This is a genomic window from Acinetobacter sp. ANC_7654, assembly GCF_056779855.1.
The window spans coordinates 299,279-321,642 of the sequence record NZ_JBWYIR010000003.1; the positions used below are offsets into that span (position 1 = coordinate 299,279).

Consider the following 22,364-nt stretch of genomic DNA (forward strand, 5'->3'; position numbering starts at 1 on the left):
ATTTCAATACTATAAATCAACCCATACAAGAAATTGAAAAGACTTAAACTTTTCCCAAAAACCAATTTTTCCAAGAACTGGTTCCACGAACTTCAATGGGTACGGTTGCAATCAGGGTATCTTTTAAAACGTCAGTATGTCCTACGGCTTTGGCTAATCGGGCTTTTACAGAGTGAATGCATTCACGATCTCCAAACTCACATCGATCTAATGTGGTGCCACCGCAAGGACCATTTGCAAGTCCTTTAGGACATGTTTCAGGGCAAATATATAAAGTATCAGCCAATCTACATTGACCGCAATTTTCACAGCCCACAACCATATGTTTAGACGTAAATTCGGTTTTTAACAAAGTTTTTGATGCTAGCTCGTTATTCCAAAAGGACGCTTTAAAAATAAACTTACCTATACCTTTAGAGATTTTGGACTCAAAAAGGGCTTTATGCATGACATGCAAATGATGATATTTAATCAGCTGACCTAATGTCGGTTGACGTGCATCATAAGTTAATTCTGGAACAAACTCATTTCCAGTCTTAATCTGCCAAAGAGATTTCCAGCGTGCTTCTAGTTCCTCTAAATCATCATGTTGATATTGCTCAATATAATTTTGAAGAATCTTCTGTTCTTCTGACTTCTCGCATGCTGAAAGATGAACACCATTGAAACCTAAAAGCTTACACATCAATATTTGTATGGCACACCGCTTATACGCATTTTCAGCCAATCCATTCTGTTTTTCCTGAGCCAACACTCTCAACATATAAGGTGTAATCACAATACCAGCGACTTTATTTTTGACTATAAAATTGGCCCGTGCCAAGCTCAGTGGCATAACGCAAGCCAGTATTTTTTGTTTGTAATGGTAATGTTTTAGAAAAGACTTTATCTCTTTTAAGGCATCCATGTCATACCCTAATTGGGTAATAATAAAATCTGCGCCGGCTTTAACTTTTTTATGTAATTTTAAATATTGAGCATAATGCTCAGCCTCAGTATATTTAAAGGGATTAAATGCAACACCTATATTAAAGCCACCATAATTCTTTGCGGACATCACTGCATTAATCGATTCTAGATATCGGGTACGTTCAAATTGATCATCCCCATAACTATGCTCTTTAAGCTTATCACCAGTGATCAAAAGTAAATTTCTAATCTGAGCTGAACTAGCCTGATGAAGAAATAACTCAAAATCCTTAATATCACGACCTTTCCCTGAAAAATGCAAAACTTTATCGATTGATTTTGGATAATCCTGACTTGCTTCAAGGGGTGCCATATCGTGATCCGATTGGACACGATCGGCAATGGCTACAAAGGCTGGAAAGCCCGCTATATTATGCGTTATCTGTTGGCTTTTGGTTGAGGTTAAATACTCTACTAAAATACAGAATTTTTGAAGTTCTAAGTGTTGAAAAAAATTAAGCATGTGTCTTGATTGACCGATTTTTTTAGACTGCAATCATTGTCTAAATCCAAATGAATAGAATTCATGCACTTATTCAAAGATTAACAGAATTTATTAAATTAGATGTAACCCATTTCCAAGTTATCTATTAAATTTAAATAGCTTGGGAAAAATCGGCTTTTGAACAAGATTGTAGAACAATCATTAAAATCGATTAAATCAGGATATTCTATCTTTGAACTCTTTATTCCCTAAAGGTCATTATAAATAATTGATGATTTAAGCTGTTACCATTTGCTTACCAAAATTTAAAAAATAAAAAACCACTTACGATTAATGCGCGTAAGTGGTCGTTTTATTTGGTGGGCCCAGACGGATAATAACTAACACCTACCCTATTGTTTTTATTATACTAATTAATTTCAAAAAATTATGGGATACAAGTTAGGATACACAGCTCAATTGATCTATTTTTAAGCAATTAAACTTTTTTCACTACCAAACTCTCTTACTATATCACCAACTTCACTTATTATGACAAATAAAAAGCCTATTGGTGAAAGAAGAGCCGTCATCAATATAATTACTATTATCGATTTTAGTATGCACTTTTTATAATGGTACGCCCCAGATAAGTTTCATCTATATCCGCGACGACATCATAGTAAGCGAAATGCTGAAGAATACATCCCCTTCCCGATTAAGAATTACTATAAGCAGAAGTTACATCTAATATCTTGTAGGCACCTTGTGCAATATCATACTTAAAAGAATTCCAATTTTGCGGTTCATTAAATGGAGTTCGTTGTCTACTGGTATTACAGCACTAATAAAAGATATTAAAAATATTATTTTATGTTAATCATATATTTTCGCTCTCGAAACTAAAACTATTTTTTATCTGTTGCGATTATCGAATATATTTTTTCGCTCCAGCATCTTGTGAAAGCGCAAAATTAATAATCTCATCTGACTGAAACTCTTTCTTGATATATTTCAGACTAACTGGATTACAACGTAATGCATATTTCAAAATTTTCTCTGAATACTCTTTTAAAAACTGGATCACAAAAGCTCGCTGCTCTATTGCTTGGAACCATAAGTCCTCATAGCACACCTCAATATATTGAATCGCATAAGGCCGAAGCTTTACAGCATACTCACATAGTTCTTTACTAGGGTTATTAATATATTGAATAGACATAGGATTATTTTCAATAGCCATCAGGCACATTGAAGCAGTTGGATTCCGAATATCTCTAATCGCCATACCATCTTTGCGTAATACCATATAAGAAAGAGCTTCTGTTTGGTGCTTAACGTATTTAATTGCTAGAGGATGTGATTGAACTGCAACCTGACAAATTTGCTCTGTTTGATGATGAACATATTTAAGTGCAAATCCATTTTGCATTACTGCTGCCAAGCATATTTCTTCATTCTGAAATAATACATGTCGTAGTGCTAGCCCTTCATTTTTCACAGCTGTTAAAATTATTTCATGGCTTGGTTCATGAATAAACTGTAAAGTATCGCCATTTTGCTGGACAGCCATTAAACATAAATCTTCAGTCTGGTTTTTAACATATTTAATAGCTCTAGAGTTTTGTTTAACTGCCTCATAACATAACTTAAAATCTTGTCTTACTACATACTGTAGATATAAGCCATGTTCACTGACTGCTTTCAAGTCAGCTTCATAACTTAGATAATACATACGAGTACATTGAATCATTTTGAAACTTTCTCTTTATGTACAGTAGAATGATGAAATGTATAGATGATTTCATCATCCATTTGTTTATTTACTTTTATAATTTCTGATTTTTCAACATATTCAACGCTACATCGACAATCATGTCTTCCTGTCCACCGACCATACGGCGTTTACCTAGTTCGACTAAAATATCAAATGCAGATAATCCATATTTTGCTGCAGCCGTTTCAGTATGACGCAAGAAACTTGAATAAACACCTGCATAACCGAGTGCCAAGGTTTCACGGTCTACGCGCACAGGGCGCTCCTGTAATGGACGCACAATATCTTCGGCAGCATCAATCAGTTTTTTCACATCACAGTCATGGTTCAAACCCATTCGCTGAACAGCTGCAATAAATACTTCAAGTGGTGCATTGCCTGCTCCAGCCCCCATACCTGTTAAACTAGCATCAATACGGTTACATCCATGTTCCAATGCTACAATACTATTCGCCACGCCCAAACTAAGATTATGATGTGCATGCATACCTGTTTCTGTTTCAGGATCCAGCAAATCTTTCATAGCTTTAAAACGATCAGCGATATCGTACATATTCATGGCACCACCAGAATCCACTACATAAATACACTGGGCACCATAACTTTCCATAAGTTTACCTTGCTGAGCCAAACCTTCAGGTGTATTCATGTGGCTCATCATTAGGAATCCAACGGTATCCATGCCTAATGATCGAGCATATTCAATATGCTGTTTAGATACATCAGCTTCGGTACAGTGGGTCGCAACTCGAACCACGCGTGCACCAGCATCATAGGCTGCTTTCAAATCATGGACAGTGCCAATGCCAGGCAATAGTAAAGTCGCCACTTTGGCATTTTTGACTTCACTAGCAACAGCTTCTATCCACTCTAAATCTGTATGTGCGCCAAAACCATAGTTAAAACTTGAACCTTGCAAGCCATCGCCATGTGCCACCTCAATGCTATCTACCCCAGCTTCATCTAGGGCGCGAGCAATTCGACGGACATGATCCAAGGAATATTGATGGCGGATCGCATGCATGCCATCCCGCAGGGTCACATCAGAAACATAAATCTTACGTTGTGGATCTAACATTTTACGCTCCTGCTACTACGTTATTATGGGTTAAGTGCATTTCGGCAAAACGCTCAGCAGCAGCTAAAGCTGCACTGGTCATGATGTCGAGATTACCGGCATAAGCTGGCAGGTAATGTGCTGCACCTTCAACTTCAAGGAAAATAGAGACTTTCAAGCCGGCTAATTTTCCTAAGCCTGGAATATTCAGCGGTCGGTCTGCATTAAATTCTTCAAACTGTACATCCTGTTTTAATCGGTAACCCGGAACATAAGCATTTACGGCATCTACCATATTTTTTACTGAAGTACGGATAGCATCCTGATCAGCATCCGCTTCTGCCAAGCAATACACGGTGTCACGCATGATTAAAGGAGGTTCAGCTGGATTCATGATGATAATTGCTTTGCCTTTTTGCGCACCGCCGACTTGTTCAATGGCTTTAGATGTGGTTTCAGTAAATTCATCGATATTGGCACGTGTACCCGGACCTGCAGACTTGCTAGCAATTGAAGCAATAATCTCGGCATAATGAACTTTCACTACTTTTGAGACTGCACGTACCATTGGAATTGTTGCTTGACCTCCACAAGTCACCATGTTGATATTGGGTGCATCCAGATGTTCATCCAGATTCACGACAGGTACGACATAAGGACCAATTGCTGCAGGTGTTAAGTCAATCACTTGAATGCCATGATTTTGTAGTACTGCATTGTGATGTGCATGTGCTCCGGCAGACGTAGCATCAAAGACAATTTTAATATCTTTGAATGATGGCAGGTTGACCAAGCCTTCTACACTTTCAGCGGTGGTTTCAAAACCAAAACGTGCAGCACGCGCTAAACCATCAGACTGAGGATCTGCACCTACCATCGCAGCCATTTCCAGGTATTTTGTATTGCGCATAATTTTAATCATCAAGTCGGTACCGATATTGCCCGAACCAATGATGGCGCATTTAATTTTTGCCATAATATTTGTCCCTATTTGTTATGCGCTAAAACGCACAGAGACTGAGCCAAAGCCTTCAATCTCTACCTTAAATTCTTCACCTGCTTTCACTGCCACCATTGGACCTAATGCACCGGTCAGAACAATGTCACCAACTTTCAAAGGCCGTCCACGCCGCACCATTTCATCTGCCAGCCAGACCGCAGCATTGAGTGGATTATTCAGACAGGCTTTACCTTGTCCCTCTGATACCACTTCTTCTGAACGTGTCATTTGCATCCGACAATTCACTAAATCAACATCAGCTATTTGTACTTTTTGAGTTCCAAGAACAAAGGCTGCACTTGAAGCATTGTCTGCTACTGTATCTAGTAAGGAAATTTTCCAGTTTTCAATACGACTATCCACAATTTCAATGGCAGCCACGGCATAATCTGTAGCAGCAATAATGTCAGCCACACTATGTTGGCTATGGGTTAAATTACTTTTTAATACCAAAGCAATTTCCGCCTCTACTTTGGGCTGAATCAGCTTCTGGAACGGGATAGTTTGGCCATCTTGAAATGCCATATCTTCAAATAACATGCCGAAATCGGGTGAATCCACTCCTAGCTGTTTTTGTACTGCAAATGAGGTGAGTCCAATTTTTTTTCCGACTAGGCGACGACCTTGATTCAGCGCACGCTGGGTATTAATATCCTGAACAGAATAAGCACGATCTATTGTTTCAGTTTCACCTAAAAGTTTACCAATCGGTGCAATGGGTTGCTGATTTCGTTCAGCCTTATACAATGCATCCGCAATCGATATTTCTGTGGCTGCCATCCTCTACTCCTTCTCTTATTTCAATCTATTTTCAGACAAAGCTCCGCCTAAGCAAGACTGCCCATTGTTTTCTAATTGAGGGATAAATGGTTCAGCCCAAGTTACGCTATGCTTTAAAATGGGCTGACATTAAGATGAACTAGTCTGTGATACTGACGTTTTTACCGCTTTTCAGTTCTGACATGCGTTGGTCAAGTTCACCATCAACATAATAGAGTTCCGTAAAACAGCCAATTTGATCACGAGTATCAAAATACGCCCAGCGACAATTACCAAATGGCCCTTCAAAAAATCCGGCCATGGCTTTTGTAATACCTAAATCTAAATAGTGCTGTTCTGCTTGTGCATATTCAGCAGCATTTTTTTGACGGAACCCGATGTGATGCGGGCCTTTGCCTTTATCCTCTAGCCAGTCTTTATAGACACTTTTTCCACCGTCATGGCGTGCCAGTTCGATTAAGGTTTCACCGGCAAAGCCATAAGCACAGCTAAATTGGAAGTCTCCTGGTTGACCATAATACTCTTTCTCTTTTTGTGTATGAGAAAGACCTTCAGCGACATTCCACACTTCAACGCCATTGGTCTTACTAAAGAAATTCATCGCCTGTTGCAAATCTTCCACCACAAAACAGATTTGATCAAAGCGCTTGCTTAGCATATTTTGAACAGATTGAGTCATCAGTGATTACCTTATGCTGATTCTAAAATGCGGAAGCTGATCGCTTGTGCTGGGCAAGATCCAGCTAACTCTCTCACTTCATCTTCACGATCAATATCGACTAAATGCAATTTTAAATTTGCCACCTGACTGCCTTCCGGGATTTCAAAAATATCTTCTGACATGAGGCACATGCCATAACCCTGACATTGGTGGGCGTCTAAAATAATTTCAATTTTTTGGTTGCTCATGAGATTCATCCTTTAATTTCAATATTATGTCCTTTCAGACCATTCGCGGTTTTTACAAGAACACGCCCAAGTTTGGCGTACGTAAAACCGCTTCGGTTAAAATAGCCTTGCGTTTCAATAAACGGGCACCCTGCTTTGTAATTTTTAACGTGTCTACACGACGGTAAGGAATGATATCGCCCTGTTCATCATGACCACGTTGGCGGTACATAATTGTCGCACTGTGAACATTTACGATATCGGTTTGTTCAGTTGCTTCAATAATTACACTACCAATTACACGTAAAGTACGTGATGGTGGTACTTCTGCCCATGCCTGTCCCGATGCCATACGATCGATACGTGTTTTAATATGTGCTTTTCGATCTAACACACGGTAGGCTTCACCAGGAAATTCATCCTTATAATGATATGAGCTGATCCGCAGTGGCACTTCATAGACGATTTCATCATCCAAAAGCGCAAACCATTCATCAAAACGACGTTCATCTAAAAGTAAGGCTTCTTGGGCTAAAAAATTATGTACAGTTTCACGCGTTGAATAATCCATTTATGCCACTCCTTTTTGCTGTGCATTTTCATCAGCCAAGCAGGTCACTTTTGCTTGTTTACCTTCACGCATTTCTTTTAACCAGCGGCGCCAGAAGCCAATTTGGCAGTATTCCCCATAAATCGATGGATGGAATTCGCCCGGGCCTTTCCAGTCAGGATCTTTACCGGTTTGTTTTTGGCTATAGTGCAAGTTCACTTTGGCTTTACGTAACCACGGACTTTGCCCACCTTTGGCAATACCTTCCCACACTGCTGTATCATCTGCTTCAAAAATACCGCCTGAACCAAAGGCATATTGTCCTGCAGCATAAGCTTTTTCTGCATAGTGTTCTGGTACAAAGCTGAACTCAAACTCGTAGTTCCAAAGTTCCATCACCCCAGGTGCAACTGGTTGCCACATACGAATGTTGGTAAATGGAATAGGCATTTCACCCGGCGCTGACGGATGTGGCAAACGCATATAACTGAAGTTCGGAAAAATCGTACCAATGGTCGGTGGAATTTCTTTAATCATTTTGATTTGTGTTTCATCTAGATTAGACAAATCAAACTCTGCCTGCAGCTCTGGTGGATAACCCCAGTTCGGCAATGGAATGCCTACCATATTGGATAAGTTATGACCAATAAAACTGTTGCCGTTACCAAAGTCATAGCCTGAAGCATGGGTACTGACCTGGTTTACACTTGGAATAAAACCTGAACTCGCCGCAGACATGTGTGCTGTACTCACATGGTACGCATCGCCACAGAAGTTTTCTGCACCACTTTTCCAGTCGGCTTTGACCTGGAAACGCTCTGGTTCTTTCAGCAATTTCACGCCATCTGGATGAATACCAAAAATCGCATCCAGGGCCCATACTGTGTCACCTAAATATTCACGCAGATCAGGCACGTCTTCATTTAAAGAGGCAAAGATAAAACCATATAAGCTTTCAACTTTAGCCGCGCGAAGCAATCCCCATTCCTTCGCATCGAGCTTGCCGCCATAGGCATCTTTCATATGCGGTGCGCCCATCCAGTCGCCGTTGTTTTTATACACCCAACCATGGTACGGGCATTTAAAACTGGTCGCATTACCACGGTCGTTATGACATACCTCTGTCCCGCGGTGACGGCAATGATTCAGCAAAACGTTGATTTTATTTTCGCTGTCACGCGTCACAATCACTTTATCCAAACCCAGACGGCGCAATACATAGTCGCCTGAATTCGGAATTTCAGTTTCATGCGCAATAAAAATCCAGTTGCGGGTATAAATACGTTCCATTTCTGCACGGAATACCGCATCGTCATTAAACACATCAATCGGTAACAAACCGTTATTTAAACTTTCCTCTACACGATCACATAAATGATCCACATAGTCTTCATCACTTCCTGCAGTCACTTGAATATACTTAAACATGCGACATCTCCCTGATTGTTGTTTTCTATGCCTAGCTTGCGCTCATCCTGAGCGTTGCTGGGCAGCTCGGTTTAAAAAATAATTAGCCTGCTTTTTTGGCTGGGCCATTAAATGGCGCCCAGTTCTGCTTTCTGAATTCCAGCAAATAGGCTTGGGCATTGTCTTCATGTAATGGAAGCTCACGTGGAACCCAGTCGGTATCTAGCTGATCCATATCGGCATCGTATTCAAAACGGCAACCCAATGGCCCGTCGAAATACCAGAACCAGTTCGAACCTAAACCATGACGGCCAGGGCCCCAAAAGCTTTCGTGACCCGCTTTTTCAAAACGCTGGCCTGCCAGCATCAACTCACTTGGCCCAGAAAGATGGAATGAAATATGTTCAACACCTTTGATATGTTCCGGTGCCTGAATGAGGAATAAGGTATGGTGATCTGTGGTACCGCCAGCACGCAGGAATGGTCCGCCACCTAGACGGTCACTGACACGAAAACCTAAACGGTTGACAAAAAAGGCTTCGGCTTTGGCAGCATCTGGAACAAAGATTGCCGTATGTGCAACTGTACGCGGTTGAATTTGAATAGAATGATCTACCCCCAGCTGGTTATAGCCACGCTGATGTGGAGCACCTGGCGCATTGATTTTTTCTACAGGCAAATTCAATTCACGGCGAATACTTATTTGGAAACCAATGCTAATGCCTGAGTCATCTACAGTTTCTAAAGCACCATTTTCTAAAACCTTAACATCACGGTCTTTAGAAAGTTCAGCTTGAATGGCATCCAAAGTCGCTTGATCTGCAACACCATAGACCATTTTTCGTAACTGACTCATGGATGGGAGCTTTGGCGGCAAAGCAGCATGATCTGCTTCTGCAACCAGAATACCTGTACCATCTAAAGTTTCAAAATAGCGGCCAAAAGCTTGACCTGGCACTTCAGTCAAACCAAAGTCCTGCATAAATTGAACTGAGGCTGCCAAGTCATTTGCACCGTAGATCAATTGATCTACACCGATAATATTCATTCCATTTCTCCTGTATTCCATTCCTCGGAATACCCCTGTTGCCTTGTATTTTTATATCGCCGTTTTATTGCATCTTGCATTGGCTATTGAGCTGTCCAGCATTGTGAATAAAGTTGAAACAGCCCAATATTAGATCTAAGACCAATTGACGATTGACTTAGTCTGTGTACAATCCATCCCAACACATGTATTTCATTTCAAGAAATTCATCGATGCCATAATGTGAACCTTCACGGCCCAAACCGCTTTGTTTCACGCCTCCGAATGGCGCCACTTCATTTGAGATTAAGCCTGTATTGATACCGATCATGCCTGCTTCCAAGGCCTCAGAAGTACGCCAAACACGCGCAGAGTTCTGACTGTACAGGTATGCTGCCAGTCCAAATTCGGTATCGTTGGCTTGCGCAATGACCTCTTCATCTGTGCTGAAACGGATCAGCGGCGCAACCGGGCCAAAAGTTTCATCATGCGCAATCACCATGTCTTTGGTGACATTGGTCAAAACCGTCGGCTCAAAGAAGAATCCGCCTAACTCGCTGCGGCGTCCGCCGCACACTACCGATGCGCCATACTCCACGGCATTGGCAATATGCGACTGCACTTTTTCGACTGCTCCAGCATCAATCAGGGGACCTTGAACTACGCCCTCTTCCAGGCCGTTGCCCACTTTCAGCGCTTTGACTTTAGCTGCCAAGCGCTGTGCAAATTCGTCATAAATGGCGTCCTGCACATAGATACGATTGGCAGAAATACAGGCTTGACCTGTGTTACGGAATTTAGAAGCAATTACGCCATCTACCGCCAAGTTCAGGTCTGCATCATCAAATACAATAGATGGTGCATTACCGCCCAGTTCCATTGAACATTTCTTAATGGTGGCTGCTGATTGCTCTAGCAGTGTGCGACCCACTTCTGTCGAGCCTGTGAAGGTAATTTTACGGACTAAAGGATGTGTAGTCAGAATGCCACCAATGACACGGGTGTCATTACCGGTCAATACACTAAATACGCCATCCGGCACACCAGCACGGCGAGCAAGTTCTGCCAGTGCCAAAGCGGTCATCGGGGTCTGGCTGGCAGGTTTTACCACCATGGTACAGCCGGCTGCCAATGCAGGTCCTGCTTTACGGGTAATCATCGCTGCCGGGAAATTCCAAGGCGTAATCGCTGCACAGACGCCTATCGGCTGCTTCAACACCACAATACGCTGGCTATCTTTCGGTGCCGGCAATACATCACCGCGGATACGTTTCGCTTCTTCAGCAAACCATTGCAAGAATGAAGAGGCATAATCCATTTCACCGCGCGCTTCAGATAAAGGCTTGCCTTCTTCCAAAGTAATGATGGTGGCTAAGTCTTCTTTATGTTCCACCACCAGCTGATACCAGCGGTTGATAATTTCATAACGCTGTTTGGCTGTGGTTTTACGCCATTTCTCAAAAGCTGTTTGTGCTGCTTCAATGGCGTGATTGGTTTCTTCTTCCTTGCAACGGGGCAATTTAACCAGCTCTAATCCTGTTGCCGGGTTATTTAAGCTGTAATTGCCATGAGCAGTTTCCTGAATCCACTGGCCATTAATAAAGGCACCTGTTTTCCAAAGGCTGGGATCTTTCAGCAGGTCTGCTGGATTTAAATGTGCAAAACTATTCATTTATCTATCCTTAACTTATTTAGCCTTACTCTGGAAAACGGCCAATCAGGAATTCGCTATCCGGGTCATCGGTGCATGGCAAGCCTGAAGCGATTAAACCTTGACGCAATACTTTCATCTGACGATCTGGAATACGGGCAATCGGTGCGCGAAGCGGACCACCGTTGAAACCAGCTAACCAGTCCATGTATTTCCAATGCGCACGGTTAATATAGTTAGAGCCTGGCATATAGGCTCCAGTTGCAGCGCCTACCGCACCGCGAGCCGGCTGAGCTTGCCAATACAATTTCATCGCTTCATCAAAGTTGCCTTCTTTAGCTAGATTAAAGGTTTTGACAAAATGATCACCCATCCACTGTGTATAGCTGGTTCCTGAGAATTGCATATCCATGTAACGAAGTAGTGGAATCACATCACTTTCAATCGGGCATGTCACGACGATCTGATCGTTAAAACGTTCAAAGCTATCAACTAAACCGGCAATATGCGGGAAGCCCTGTTCTGCTTTCAAAGACACCACATTCGGACAGTCATCAATTAAGCGTTGAATCAGTTCTGGTGACATGCCTTGTGGATGTACACGCTCAAAGCCCCATAATGGAATCGCGAACAGCATTACGGCTAAATCTGTCGCATCACAGAAAGCTTTGGTGTAGTCATAAATGTCTTGTTCAGAGGTCGGCCAGAAATTTGATGGATAAGACAGCAGCACAATATCTGCACCGGCTTTTTCAGCCAGTTTTACTGCACGAATATTTTCTTCTAGTGTGCCAAAGCCTGCATGGAAGAATAAACCCAGTTTGTCGCCTGCCTGATCTTTCGCCCATGCGGTAAATTGCGCATTTTCTTCAGGAGTAATTGCCACTTCTGTACATAACAATGTATAGGTGTAACCTAAGTCGATGACTTTTTGAATATCGTGGCGAATGCCCTTTTCATTTAAACGGCTTAAATCCTGGCTATAGCTTGGAATGGTGACAGATGAACAACCTTTTAAATGTTCTTTTGCCCAAGCACGAGCTTCACTGCGTTGATAATTAGCCATGAAAATTCTCCTTTCCCTCTAGGGTTACGTTCTTAAATATTGATGTCTTAAATTTTTAATTAACGGTCGATGGTGACAATGCTTTCGTTCATCTCTAGGTATTTGTCTGCGGTTTTGGCATTACGTAGCAGCATTTCAGCAGTCACGATGTCTTGTAGCGCTGAGCCAACGGATTTGTAGATGACAATCTCTTCCGGGGAATTACGTACTTTGACCTTTCCTGACATCACATCAGATAAAGAAACTGTCTTTGCAGCCACATTACAGCCTTCTTGTTGTGCAACTATCGCATCACCTGTTTCATGAATGACTTCTTCAGGCATATCCGCCACAATCAGGCTAGCCTGTTTCATTGTTTCAACATCCAGCTCACGCTGTTCTGGCAAGGTTGAACTGACTGATACAACAGTCATGCCAGGTTCAAGCCATGCAGCATCAAATACTGGTCCGCCGTCACGGCTGCGTGATGCACAGATCACCACATTAGCACCCTGTACGGCTTCTTCTGCTGAAGCGACAGATTGAATATCCAGACCATACTGGGCATGGAATTCTTGTGCAAATTTTTCACGGTTGGCTTGTGTTGGGCTAAAAACACGTACTTTTGCTACACGGCCTGTGGCATTAAGTGCATGCAAATGACTACGTGCGAGTGCACTTGATCCTAAGATCGCAACATGTAATTGATCTGCATCTGCCAAAGCATTGACTGCCACAGCTGAGCTTGCTGCTGTGCGGATATCGGTAATGCGGTTGCCATCAATTAAAGCGGCCAAGCGCATGGTGTCTTGATCGAACAACGAAATCAGGTAGCTGGCTTTTTTGTTTTTAGGGCTTGCTGCAATCAGCTTACAACCCATATATTCTTTCGATGGAGATACGGCACAAAGGCTACGTAGCCAGAAGCCATCACCGCGCGCCATTGTGCGTGGTGGCACCATGGCATTGGAAATGGGTTGGCTATATGCATTTCTAAGTGCTTCAATTGCACTTGACCAGGTTGCGAGTTCTGCAACGTGATCATCATTGATAAATAAGGTTGGATGGTGTGCGTGGTTCACTGCTGAACTCCGTTTCAGTCATTTTTTTCTAATGTACTGATGTCGGATATGCGGAGCTAGCATGTAGGATGTAAAGCAGATATCTATAAAATAGATATTATTTACCTTTTTGTAATATAAGTTTTTTGTTAGCCAACAGAGTGAAATTGTAAAATAACATGGAGACCAAAAAAAAGCCTAAACCCTAAGGATTAGACTTTTGGAATTTATGAATAAATATTATTAATTCTGAATTAAACTTTTATTATAAATATCTTTTCTTACATCATAATTTTCTATATCAAAAAATTTCTTATCTTTTGTCAAGGTTAAGATAATATCTTCGTTATCATTAATGTCCAAATTCTGCATTTTATCCTTAATTAGTGGAAATATGAATTGACATTTAGCACCCTTAATCAAAGTTATTATTTTATTAAGTACGGTTATGTCAATTATTTCAACCTTATCTTGACTGAAAAAGTGAGGTCTAATTAAGTTAATACTAGGATCATCTATAAATGTTGTATACGCCAAATCAAATACAATAATTAAACTTTGCTTTTTACCATCACCTACATTTTGATCATCACCAATCGAATTTGGCAATAGAATAAAATGTTTGTTCTTATCCTCAAATATAGTTAAAAAGTAACTATCATTTGAAATTACACTCGAATATTCTGAAAAATACCTATTAAAAATAGCTAGTTTAACACGCATAATACCTAATGACTTTTTAATTGAAAGAGTCATTTCATCGAGTTGTATTTTATACCTCTCTAAATTCACCATCATTTCATTTTGTTGATTTATCAAACTTTCAGTTTCTGATATTTCCTTAGTTAATATATTGATTTTGTTACCTAATTCAGTATATTCACTTAAAGAGCCTTGTGTAGCCAATTGATTTAAAACTTCAGAATAACTGTTTGCTGAGTAGGAATATTTACTATTCAAAATTTTCAATTCACGGTTACAGTTATCTAAAGAATTTTCAAGATATTTAATTTCCTGACTTAACATTTCATTATGAAAAACAATGGTTTCCTCAAATTTTTTATGCAATTCAACATTGTAAATCTCTGCTTCCTTATACAAATATGAAATAGCTTCTGTATCAATATTCTGAAAACTACCTGTTAGCTCATTAATTCTTTTAACAAGGATATCTCTATTAAGACTAAGATTATTTATTTCATTTTTTATTATTTCAATATTTTCTTTCAATAAAAACAATTTATTATTTTCGATATCATATTCTTCAGATATCTTAAATTCTTCATGCTTTTTCTTGAGCTCATCTAATTCAATCTTTTTAACGTCATTAATTTCTCTTTTTGCCTTACTCAAAAGACGTTCTAATTGTTTCAGATATTGTTGCTCAATAGATATTTCCTTTTCTTTTAATGTTCTATTATTTATTAGAGAAATATCTGGAAAATCAAATAAGAATAAATGTATACACTCATAATCAACATTCGAAGTTGTTGGATGCAAGTATTTTATAATGTTAGAGATTTGATGATCAGATGTTCTAATAAATTTTGGTATTAATTGTCTAAGTGTTGGTTTTGAATCATCATAATTAAATAAAAATGATTTTATTTCTTCATCACTATCTTTACCAGATGCCTTTTTATTATTAATAAAAATATTTACTTTAAATGATTCACCTTTTTTATTTTTGTGTAAAATTAACTTTTTCTCTATCTTTAAAGAATTTAATGGATGATTAAAATTATCAACTAAAAATAATTCAAATGTTGGCTCAGCTTTTTTAAAAAAATTAAATATTATTTCACTTATTTTTTTTGACTCTTTATCTTGAAGGATTTGATCAATCTTCCCCCCCAAACAAAAATCAATACAACGCAATAAAGTCGTTTTTCCTAAACTATTAGTATTACTATCAAGCTCATCTTCATCCCCCTTGATAATATTTATACCTTCTTTAAAATCCACATGCTGAATAATAAAGGAATCTTTATCCTTAATTGTTAAGTACTTTAAATACATAACATCAACCCTTTATCACAATTGAATTTTATTTTCCCCATCATAAACAACCAATCAAGTGTCAACAAAAATCTATTCATAGTAATTTTTTCTTTTTCATTAATTAGCTCAAAATAGTCATATACACCTAAATAATTATCGATATTATTCTTCATAATATTTAATAATAGTGAGCTTAGATAATAAATTGAAATTTGAGGTTTCTTAGAGGATAACAGTATCATTTGGAGGCTTTTCAAAAATTTGGCATTCAGAGAATACATAAAATATAATCGATGGAATGAAAGAAAGATCATCTATTTCAAGAGTGCAAAAGTTTAAAGACTCTTTAAGCTGTTCACTAATGCTCTTAATAATATCATCTGCAGTATCTAACATTATATTCTGATAATACAGATTCCTAACAATAGTAAATAGTTTTTTAGTCGCTAAAGGATCTTCTAAGCTTTCGATAACATCAAGTCTAGATTGTATTATAAATTTATTTATCAAAAAAAACTCAAGGGCTCGTTTATATAATACAATTTTATTATACTCTATCTTCCTTATCAAACTAAATGACTTGACGTCTGGTTCTGATGCATCTAGGCTGACTGATAATTCAATAATATTTTGTAATATTTTTTGAATAATACCTGATTTCCTACTTTCATTTGAGTAATAATTGTTTATTGTCCCAATCTGCTGAGTATTTTTCTGCCCTTCTTGACGTATGTCTGAGTATTCTGTTTTATCAAATAAAGATGACATTATTTTTTACCATTATCATTATTATCACCTATTCTTTGATTATTAAAATTTCCTGATTGACTAATATTTTTATACGAATTACTTTTTTTTGAAATATTTCCTGTTACTTTAGCAATCGAATAAATTCCAAAAACTATAAAAAAAACTATAACTACCAACTCCCATCCTGATAAATTCTGTGGTAAGTATTTAATCAAACTTTCCATTTAATGCCCCCTATAAATCACTAAATTTTAGTTTTTTTGTATATAAAAATCAATTAAGTATATAATAATGATTTTTATCTCTCTACCAATAATTTTCTCAGAACATCAAAATCTATAAGCTAATTAACCTTACTCAATCATCACCGATTCACAATCATCCCTTTCAATATCAACGGCGCTTGTTTTTCAAACCACTGCTGAATCACTCGCGATGCTCGTGTATTCGGGCGTCGAATAGTATGTGCCAGCACCACGCTACGTGACAGCTCAGGCTCTACAATCAAACTTGCGGCTAAACGTTGCTGATTTTCCACACCAAATAGTCCCGAAGAAATCGCATAACCTCCACCAGCCGCGACCAGTTCATGTTGCAAACGATTCGAGTCTGCTTCCATCACACAGTCAAACTTATAGTCCATCTGCCGCGCCAATTGATCTAAACGCGCACGCAGCGGATGCGGACGACTCGGTACAATCAAAGGTAAATCCTGCAAATCTCTGAGCTTAATGGTCGGCTGTTCCACCAATGGGTCATGCGCTTGACCGACGAGCATCAATCCGAACTCTGCAATCACCGCTTCTTCAGATTTAATCACTTCGCCTTCACGAAGCAGTAAAGCCATATCGATACGTCCTTCTTCAATCATTTCTTCCAGATGGACGTTTGAACCCTCACTGAGGTGCAGATCAATACGCGGGTAAGTTTGCTTCACATAGCGGTACAGTTCCCCTGAGAGCTGACGCACCAATGCAGGCAGCAAGCCCACACGGACTTCACCAATCGGTTCACCGCCATAGGTACGAATATCATCTTCAATTGAACCGCATTCAATTGCTAAATTAATAATTCTGGGTAAAAGTTCATAACCCAATTCGGTCAGAACCACGCCACGACCGGTACGTTTAAAGAGACGTGTGCCACATTGTTCTTCAAGTTGGGCAATATGCCGGCTAATCATGGACTGCGGGACATTAAACGCATGTGCTGCCTTGGACAGGCTGCCTAACTCTGCGACTTTAATAAACACCAGCCATTTAGAATCCAGTATTGATTGCATGCATATTTCCCTATTCATGTTCCCTATAAAAAACCGACCTGAAACACAGACCGGCTTAGATCTTTATACTGCATTAAGAGTCAAAAAACTCTTTAAATTAGTATGAATATCTGCAACTTGATGCTTGGACGGCGTAATCCCTGCTTCCAGCAGTTTTCTTGCCATCATATGATCTACAGGTTGATTCACCGAATCAATAGCTACAAGTTTATCTTTCGCATAATGGAACACGGAAAAACGGCCGCTTTTCATATCGCCACGAATCACATAATCACTGGTATCAAAAGAAAGTCCGGTCATCTGCAAACGAATATCCCCCTGGTCTGTCCAGAACCACGGTACATTTTTATATTCCACAGGCTGCTCAGTGACGAACTTGGCTACGGTAATCGCTTGATCATTGGCATTCTGCACCGATTCCAATCGGATACGGCGGTCACCTGCAAAATGATTTTCATGGTTAGCACAATCACCAATGGCAAAAATATTGGCGATATTGGTTTGCATGGTACGGTTTACGCTAATCCCATTATCACATTGAATGCCTGCCTGCTCTGCCAGTTCGGTATTTGGAATCGCACCGACACCTACCAAAACGAGCTCAGCAGGAATCACACCATTGGCACAGCGTACCCCTATGACTTTGCCATTTTCACCAACGAATTCATTGATAAATGCACCGGTTTCAATCTGAATGCCATTTTTACGGTGTATATCGGCAATATAATCCGACACCAAAGGCGATACGGAACGACCCAAAACGCGTGGCATATGCTCAAGCACAGTGACATTCTTACCTAAACTACGTGCAGTAGAGGCCAACTCTAAACCAATAAAACCGCCGCCGATAATCACGACATTTTCAGCAGTATTCAGTGCTGAGCGTAATTGCCGTGCATCCTGTAAAGTGCGCAGACTCATCACGCCTTGCAGTTCAATTCCCGGTAAAGGCAATTGACGTGGACGGGTTCCTGTCGCCAATACCAGATAATCATATTCAATCATATCGCCATGATAGAGCTTGACCACGTTTTCATCGGGGTCAATTTCGCTCACTGCAGTGTTTAAACGTAAATCGATTTGATATTTTTCATAAAAAATTTCTGGCTGCAGACAGAGTTTGGATAAATCCATCTCATCTGCATCTTTGATAAAGCTTTTTGATAATGGTGGACGATGATATGGTAATTCAGCTTCATTACTGATTAATATAATTTCACCAGCAAACTGTTCATGACGTAGGGCTTTGGCACAGCTGCAGCCGGCATGACCACCACCAATAATCACCACTCTTTTATTGTTATTCATCTTGATTTCACTCCATGAAAATCATTTATGGGTTAAAAAATGAGTTAAATGCTGGGTGACCTGATCAGGTGCTTCAAAATTACAGATATGACCGCTGCCCTGAATAATTTCTAACTTCGCCTTCGGCAATTGCACTGCCATCGCCTGCATATCTTCCACTGGACCACCACCATGATCATGCTCTGCGGCCAGTAGCAATACCGGAGCTTGAATCTGTCCGAGTGATTTTGAAAAGTCCATTTCAATAAAAGCATTCACATAGGCACAGTAACCTTCGACCGTGGTACGTTTAATCATGGCTCGCAGTTGTTGGTCAGCCTCAGGATGCGTGTTACGAAATTCTTCAGACAACCAGCGGTCCACCGTAACATCGCCTAATTTATCCAAGCCATTGGCCTGTGCTTTGACACAACGGTCACGCCAAAAATCGTGACGGTCATCTGGCTGACGAGGACGGCAGCAACACGCTACAATTTTTTCAATCCGTTCCGGATATGCCAGCCCCAGCGATAAACTGACAGAACCACCAAAACCCAGGCCAACCACACTACTTTTTTGAATGCCTAAATGATCCCATAACGCAATCACCCCATCGACAATTGCTTGAAAAGAACATGGTTCTGGCGGTAATGGACTAAGGTTATGCCCCCAGGGATCAAAGGTCAGTACCTGAAAATGCTCTGCCAGAATTTCCGCATGCCCTGCCCAAAAACTTGCATCATTGCCTATACCCGGAATAAAGGTAATCCATGCCGCCTCTGATTTGCCTTGAACATGATGATTAAATAACGGTAATGACGTCATGTCAGTTGAACTCCACTCATATCTTGTTTGAGCTTAATTAAACAAAAATGAGTGATGAATCCTAGGTTTGAAATCCTAAATCAGATATCCAGAATATGCATATCTGCTTTATGAGTTAAATGCTATTTTCACATGCCAATGCTTCGTACAGTTAAGACCAAGGATGAATAACACTTTGGTACTGACCAACGGAGCACGACATGACCACAGCACAAAATTTTAAAATAAAAGGCTTAGATCGTATACGCTTTGGCGTTGAACAGCTGGATGATGCTTTACGCTTTGCCAATGATTGGGGCCTGAAGCAGGTCGAAAGCGATCAGGACAATAGCTATCTTTTTGTGACTACAGACAATTCTCAAGTCGAGATTTTTCAAGCGGATGCAACCAATCCGGACCGCATACCTATCGGAAATCCAAGTGGTATGTGTGAAATGGTATGGGGCGTCGAAGATCAGGACAGTCTGGATTCGATTGCTGCAGAGCTGAGCACTGACCGTGAAGTGACTGTAGATGCTGACGGCACCATACACAGTCATGATGATTTGGGCATTCGTATTGCTTTCCGTTTAGCCCAACGCAGTTATGTACCATTTTCCGATACGCAATTTAACTCACCAAGCCAACCTAAACGTATCAATAGCCGAGCACCTCGTTACGAAAAAGCGCAGCCTTATGAAATCAGTCATTTAGCTATTGGTGTTGACCATGCTGGGGAAGCAGTGAAATTTTATCTAGAGCGATTAGGCTTTCTCGTTTCTGATCGTTATGCAGACCGTGGTGTATTCATTCGTTGCTCTGCAGAAGGAAATCATCACCATCTCTTCTTTATGAATGGTAAAGCTCCTGGTACTCGCTTTAATCATCTAGCTTTTAAAGTACGTGACATTCATGAAGTAATTTTTGGCGGTCAGCATATTGACAGTCAAGGCTGGCAAACATTTGCAGGTCCAGGCCGTCATCGTGTTTCTTCAGCATGTTTCTGGTATTTCCTTACCCCATTTGGTGGTGCTTGGGAATATGCCGCTGATGAGGACATCGTTACCGAAGACTGGGAATCAACAGACTTTGCAGCGGAAGCACATATTTTTACCGAATGGACTTTCGGCTTGGAAAAATCTGACGGTACCTTGCGTGGTCCGATTTCACATAGTAAAGCACAATCACTAGAAGACTAAAGCTGACGTTGAGATAAGGAAGAAAGCATGAATGCTACTGTTCATACTGAAGCGGAACATTACTGGGTTCAGCTGATTCACTCAGATGTGCGCATCATTCAAGGTAAATATAAAACCCGTATTATAGAAGCAGGCAATCCGAACAACCCTCCCCTGTTTTTACTGCATGGTACTGGCGGGCATCTGGAAAATTATGCTCGTAACATTCCAGCACTGGCTGAACACTTCCATGTGATTGCCTTAGATTTTCTCTGGCATGGTCGTTCTCAAACAACTGGATTTGATCATGAGGTCATTCCAAATCTGATTGACCAGATTCTGGATGTGATGCAGCAATTAAATATTTCGCGTGCGCATTTTGAAGGCCAGTCTATGGGTGGCTGGGTTGCCATGCAACTGGCAATTCAGCATCCAGAAAAAGTGGATCGTTTAGTGCTGACCACCACTATGGGTTACCGCCCGGATGCAGGTGCAATCCCTGACTATGTAGAACCCCATTGGGCAGCAAATTTACCCAGTTCGATTGAAGTACTCAACAACCCAAGTTTCGAAAATGTCCGTACACGGATGGCACGCATTTTAGCCAAGCCAGAACGTTTAACGGATGAAGCGATCCAGGTGCGTCAGACCTTATATCGTCAACCTGCTTTAGCAGAAGTTCAAAAGCAATTTATTACTGAATATTTGTCTGGCGAAACTATTCAAAAACATACGGTAACTGATGCTTTGGCTAAAAAAATTCTAGCTCCGACACTAGTTTACTGGGGCGATGCCAACCGTACACCGCCTGCTTTAGGTCAGCATATTGCAAATCAAGTTCAGCAAGGAAAATTTTACTGTGCGGAAGATACCGGACACTGGGCGCAATTTGAAAGTGCCGACGTCCACAACCAAGTGGTAAGCGACTTCTTGTTAAGCAAAAGCCAATAAAGCCAGATTTAAACATTGAAAATTTAAGGAAGAAAGAATGTCGAATATTGATTTAACAGGCCGCTGGGAATTGGTGACCTTTGCACAAAACTATGATGATGGACGTCAAGTTTTACCTATGGGTGAAGCTCCGCAAGGCATTATTCAATATACAGCAGATGGTTTTATGAGCTGTATGATATGCCGTCCAAATCGTCCCGAATTTACCACTGGAGGTCAGTGGAATGCCTCCGATGCCGAAAAGGCCGCGGCTTATAACAGCATGATGTCCTATGCAGGACGTTATGACGTTGAAGGTAATACGGTAACCCATTATGTCGATCTCAGTTTATTTCCAAATTGGATTGGTGGACAGCAAAAACGTACCTTCTCTTTGGATGAACAAGGTCAGCTCAGTTTGACTGCCCGTTTAGAAGAAAATACCTCTGAAGCCCGCACTGCACTCTTGCTGTGGAAACGCGGTTAATTCAATTTT

Annotated in this window: 23 protein-coding genes; 3 read left to right on the top strand and 20 right to left on the bottom strand. The window is 40.4% G+C overall.

Features of this window, described 5'->3' with window-relative positions; all coding sequences use genetic code 11:
- Nucleotides 1-43 precede the first annotated feature (43 nt).
- From AC1M86_RS05760 to AC1M86_RS05855, 20 genes are all read right to left on the bottom strand, one after another.
- Nucleotides 44-1,432, bottom strand: coding sequence for a methylenetetrahydrofolate reductase C-terminal domain-containing protein (locus tag AC1M86_RS05760; protein WP_481607474.1), 1,389 nt, complete (start codon nucleotides 1,430-1,432; stop codon nucleotides 44-46).
- An 889-nt stretch (nucleotides 1,433-2,321) separates the two neighbouring features.
- A complete protein-coding gene (locus AC1M86_RS05765) occupies nucleotides 2,322-3,146 on the bottom strand; it encodes a DUF4116 domain-containing protein (RefSeq protein WP_481607475.1) in 825 nt (274 codons plus the stop codon).
- Between the two features lie 76 nt (nucleotides 3,147-3,222).
- Nucleotides 3,223-4,248: a 4-hydroxy-2-oxovalerate aldolase gene (gene dmpG / locus AC1M86_RS05770; protein WP_481607476.1), complete on the bottom strand. Its 1,026-nt coding sequence runs from the start codon at nucleotides 4,246-4,248 to the stop codon at nucleotides 3,223-3,225.
- A gap of 1 nt (nucleotide 4,249) precedes the next feature.
- Nucleotides 4,250-5,203: an acetaldehyde dehydrogenase (acetylating) gene (locus AC1M86_RS05775; RefSeq protein ID WP_481607477.1), complete on the bottom strand. Its 954-nt coding sequence runs from the start codon at nucleotides 5,201-5,203 to the stop codon at nucleotides 4,250-4,252.
- Between the two features lie 18 nt (nucleotides 5,204-5,221).
- On the bottom strand, nucleotides 5,222-6,007 hold the full coding sequence (locus AC1M86_RS05780; protein ID WP_481607478.1) for a 2-keto-4-pentenoate hydratase: 786 nt from the start codon (nucleotides 6,005-6,007) through the stop codon (nucleotides 5,222-5,224).
- A gap of 139 nt (nucleotides 6,008-6,146) precedes the next feature.
- Nucleotides 6,147-6,686: a VOC family protein gene (locus AC1M86_RS05785; protein ID WP_481607479.1), complete on the bottom strand. Its 540-nt coding sequence runs from the start codon at nucleotides 6,684-6,686 to the stop codon at nucleotides 6,147-6,149.
- Between the two features lie 11 nt (nucleotides 6,687-6,697).
- Nucleotides 6,698-6,916, bottom strand: coding sequence for a ferredoxin (locus tag AC1M86_RS05790; protein WP_481607480.1), 219 nt, complete (start codon nucleotides 6,914-6,916; stop codon nucleotides 6,698-6,700).
- A gap of 52 nt (nucleotides 6,917-6,968) precedes the next feature.
- Complete coding sequence (locus AC1M86_RS05795; RefSeq protein WP_481607481.1) at nucleotides 6,969-7,466, bottom strand: aromatic-ring-hydroxylating dioxygenase subunit beta; 498 nt, start codon at nucleotides 7,464-7,466, stop codon at nucleotides 6,969-6,971.
- Nucleotides 7,467-8,873 (bottom strand): aromatic ring-hydroxylating oxygenase subunit alpha, encoded by a 1,407-nt coding sequence (locus tag AC1M86_RS05800; RefSeq protein ID WP_481607482.1) that lies wholly within the window; start codon nucleotides 8,871-8,873, stop codon nucleotides 7,467-7,469.
- Between the two features lie 82 nt (nucleotides 8,874-8,955).
- On the bottom strand, nucleotides 8,956-9,900 hold the full coding sequence (locus AC1M86_RS05805; RefSeq protein WP_481607483.1) for a VOC family protein: 945 nt from the start codon (nucleotides 9,898-9,900) through the stop codon (nucleotides 8,956-8,958).
- A gap of 157 nt (nucleotides 9,901-10,057) precedes the next feature.
- A complete protein-coding gene (locus AC1M86_RS05810; protein WP_481607484.1) occupies nucleotides 10,058-11,551 on the bottom strand; it encodes an NAD-dependent succinate-semialdehyde dehydrogenase in 1,494 nt (497 codons plus the stop codon).
- A 25-nt stretch (nucleotides 11,552-11,576) separates the two neighbouring features.
- Entirely contained in the window at nucleotides 11,577-12,596 is a 1,020-nt protein-coding gene (locus AC1M86_RS05815; RefSeq protein WP_481607485.1) for a dihydrodipicolinate synthase family protein, read from the bottom strand.
- Nucleotides 12,597-12,655: 59 nt separating this feature from the next.
- Nucleotides 12,656-13,657, bottom strand: a complete 1,002-nt coding sequence (locus AC1M86_RS05820; protein ID WP_481607486.1) for an ornithine cyclodeaminase family protein — start codon at nucleotides 13,655-13,657, stop codon at nucleotides 12,656-12,658.
- Between the two features lie 222 nt (nucleotides 13,658-13,879).
- A complete protein-coding gene (locus AC1M86_RS05825) occupies nucleotides 13,880-15,655 on the bottom strand; it encodes an AAA family ATPase (protein ID WP_481607487.1) in 1,776 nt (591 codons plus the stop codon).
- A complete protein-coding gene (locus tag AC1M86_RS05830; protein ID WP_481607488.1) occupies nucleotides 15,646-15,951 on the bottom strand; it encodes an ABC-three component system middle component 6 in 306 nt (101 codons plus the stop codon). The genes AC1M86_RS05825 and AC1M86_RS05830 overlap by 10 nt, the downstream gene beginning before the upstream one ends.
- Nucleotides 15,860-16,405 (bottom strand): hypothetical protein, encoded by a 546-nt coding sequence (locus AC1M86_RS05835; protein WP_481607509.1) that lies wholly within the window; start codon nucleotides 16,403-16,405, stop codon nucleotides 15,860-15,862. Before AC1M86_RS05835 ends, AC1M86_RS05830 begins: the two co-directional genes overlap by 92 nt.
- Nucleotides 16,405-16,611, bottom strand: coding sequence for a hypothetical protein (locus tag AC1M86_RS05840; RefSeq protein WP_481607489.1), 207 nt, complete (start codon nucleotides 16,609-16,611; stop codon nucleotides 16,405-16,407). Before AC1M86_RS05840 ends, AC1M86_RS05835 begins: the two co-directional genes overlap by 1 nt.
- A 140-nt stretch (nucleotides 16,612-16,751) precedes the next feature.
- A complete protein-coding gene (locus AC1M86_RS05845; protein ID WP_481607490.1) occupies nucleotides 16,752-17,669 on the bottom strand; it encodes a LysR family transcriptional regulator in 918 nt (305 codons plus the stop codon).
- Nucleotides 17,670-17,732: 63 nt separating this feature from the next.
- Nucleotides 17,733-18,977 (bottom strand): NAD(P)/FAD-dependent oxidoreductase, encoded by a 1,245-nt coding sequence (locus AC1M86_RS05850; protein ID WP_481607491.1) that lies wholly within the window; start codon nucleotides 18,975-18,977, stop codon nucleotides 17,733-17,735.
- A gap of 21 nt (nucleotides 18,978-18,998) precedes the next feature.
- Nucleotides 18,999-19,781, bottom strand: a complete 783-nt coding sequence (locus AC1M86_RS05855) for an alpha/beta fold hydrolase (protein ID WP_481607492.1) — start codon at nucleotides 19,779-19,781, stop codon at nucleotides 18,999-19,001.
- Nucleotides 19,782-19,981: 200 nt separating this feature from the next.
- On the opposite strand from AC1M86_RS05855, the gene AC1M86_RS05860 reads away from it, so the two are divergent.
- From AC1M86_RS05860 to AC1M86_RS05870, 3 genes are read left to right on the top strand one after another with little or no spacing between them, the layout of a single operon-like run.
- Nucleotides 19,982-20,959: a VOC family protein gene (locus tag AC1M86_RS05860; protein ID WP_481607493.1), complete on the top strand. Its 978-nt coding sequence runs from the start codon at nucleotides 19,982-19,984 to the stop codon at nucleotides 20,957-20,959.
- Nucleotides 20,960-20,986: 27 nt separating this feature from the next.
- Nucleotides 20,987-21,889, top strand: a complete 903-nt coding sequence (locus AC1M86_RS05865; protein WP_481607494.1) for an alpha/beta fold hydrolase — start codon at nucleotides 20,987-20,989, stop codon at nucleotides 21,887-21,889.
- Between the two features lie 37 nt (nucleotides 21,890-21,926).
- Complete coding sequence (locus AC1M86_RS05870) at nucleotides 21,927-22,355, top strand: lipocalin-like domain-containing protein (protein WP_481607495.1); 429 nt, start codon at nucleotides 21,927-21,929, stop codon at nucleotides 22,353-22,355.
- The last annotated feature ends 9 nt before the right edge of the window (nucleotides 22,356-22,364 follow it).

What these genes read in the sequence shown, in the direction of transcription:
- AC1M86_RS05835 (WP_481607509.1), bottom strand. Translation starts at nt 16,405, where the DNA reads ATGTCATCTTTATTTGATAAAACAGAATACTCAGACATACGTCAAGAA.
- AC1M86_RS05805 (WP_481607483.1), bottom strand. Translation starts at nt 9,900, where the DNA reads ATGAATATTATCGGTGTAGATCAATTGATCTACGGTGCAAATGACTTG.
- AC1M86_RS05785 (WP_481607479.1), bottom strand. Translation starts at nt 6,686, where the DNA reads ATGACTCAATCTGTTCAAAATATGCTAAGCAAGCGCTTTGATCAAATC.
- AC1M86_RS05840 (WP_481607489.1), bottom strand. Translation starts at nt 16,611, where the DNA reads ATGGAAAGTTTGATTAAATACTTACCACAGAATTTATCAGGATGGGAG.
- AC1M86_RS05830 (WP_481607488.1), bottom strand. Translation starts at nt 15,951, where the DNA reads ATGATCTTTCTTTCATTCCATCGATTATATTTTATGTATTCTCTGAAT.
- AC1M86_RS05845 (WP_481607490.1), bottom strand. Translation starts at nt 17,669, where the DNA reads ATGCAATCAATACTGGATTCTAAATGGCTGGTGTTTATTAAAGTCGCA.
- AC1M86_RS05815 (WP_481607485.1), bottom strand. Translation starts at nt 12,596, where the DNA reads ATGGCTAATTATCAACGCAGTGAAGCTCGTGCTTGGGCAAAAGAACAT.
- AC1M86_RS05810 (WP_481607484.1), bottom strand. Translation starts at nt 11,551, where the DNA reads ATGAATAGTTTTGCACATTTAAATCCAGCAGACCTGCTGAAAGATCCC.
- AC1M86_RS05850 (WP_481607491.1), bottom strand. Translation starts at nt 18,977, where the DNA reads ATGAATAACAATAAAAGAGTGGTGATTATTGGTGGTGGTCATGCCGGC.
- AC1M86_RS05780 (WP_481607478.1), bottom strand. Translation starts at nt 6,007, where the DNA reads ATGGCAGCCACAGAAATATCGATTGCGGATGCATTGTATAAGGCTGAA.
- AC1M86_RS05775 (WP_481607477.1), bottom strand. Translation starts at nt 5,203, where the DNA reads ATGGCAAAAATTAAATGCGCCATCATTGGTTCGGGCAATATCGGTACC.
- AC1M86_RS05795 (WP_481607481.1), bottom strand. Translation starts at nt 7,466, where the DNA reads ATGGATTATTCAACGCGTGAAACTGTACATAATTTTTTAGCCCAAGAA.
- AC1M86_RS05825 (WP_481607487.1), bottom strand. Translation starts at nt 15,655, where the DNA reads ATGTATTTAAAGTACTTAACAATTAAGGATAAAGATTCCTTTATTATT.
- AC1M86_RS05790 (WP_481607480.1), bottom strand. Translation starts at nt 6,916, where the DNA reads ATGAGCAACCAAAAAATTGAAATTATTTTAGACGCCCACCAATGTCAG.
- AC1M86_RS05855 (WP_481607492.1), bottom strand. Translation starts at nt 19,781, where the DNA reads ATGACGTCATTACCGTTATTTAATCATCATGTTCAAGGCAAATCAGAG.
- dmpG (WP_481607476.1), bottom strand. Translation starts at nt 4,248, where the DNA reads ATGTTAGATCCACAACGTAAGATTTATGTTTCTGATGTGACCCTGCGG.
- AC1M86_RS05800 (WP_481607482.1), bottom strand. Translation starts at nt 8,873, where the DNA reads ATGTTTAAGTATATTCAAGTGACTGCAGGAAGTGATGAAGACTATGTG.
- AC1M86_RS05865 (WP_481607494.1), top strand. Translation starts at nt 20,987, where the DNA reads ATGAATGCTACTGTTCATACTGAAGCGGAACATTACTGGGTTCAGCTG.
- AC1M86_RS05860 (WP_481607493.1), top strand. Translation starts at nt 19,982, where the DNA reads ATGACCACAGCACAAAATTTTAAAATAAAAGGCTTAGATCGTATACGC.
- AC1M86_RS05765 (WP_481607475.1), bottom strand. Translation starts at nt 3,146, where the DNA reads ATGATTCAATGTACTCGTATGTATTATCTAAGTTATGAAGCTGACTTG.
- AC1M86_RS05760 (WP_481607474.1), bottom strand. Translation starts at nt 1,432, where the DNA reads ATGCTTAATTTTTTTCAACACTTAGAACTTCAAAAATTCTGTATTTTA.
- AC1M86_RS05870 (WP_481607495.1), top strand. Translation starts at nt 21,927, where the DNA reads ATGTCGAATATTGATTTAACAGGCCGCTGGGAATTGGTGACCTTTGCA.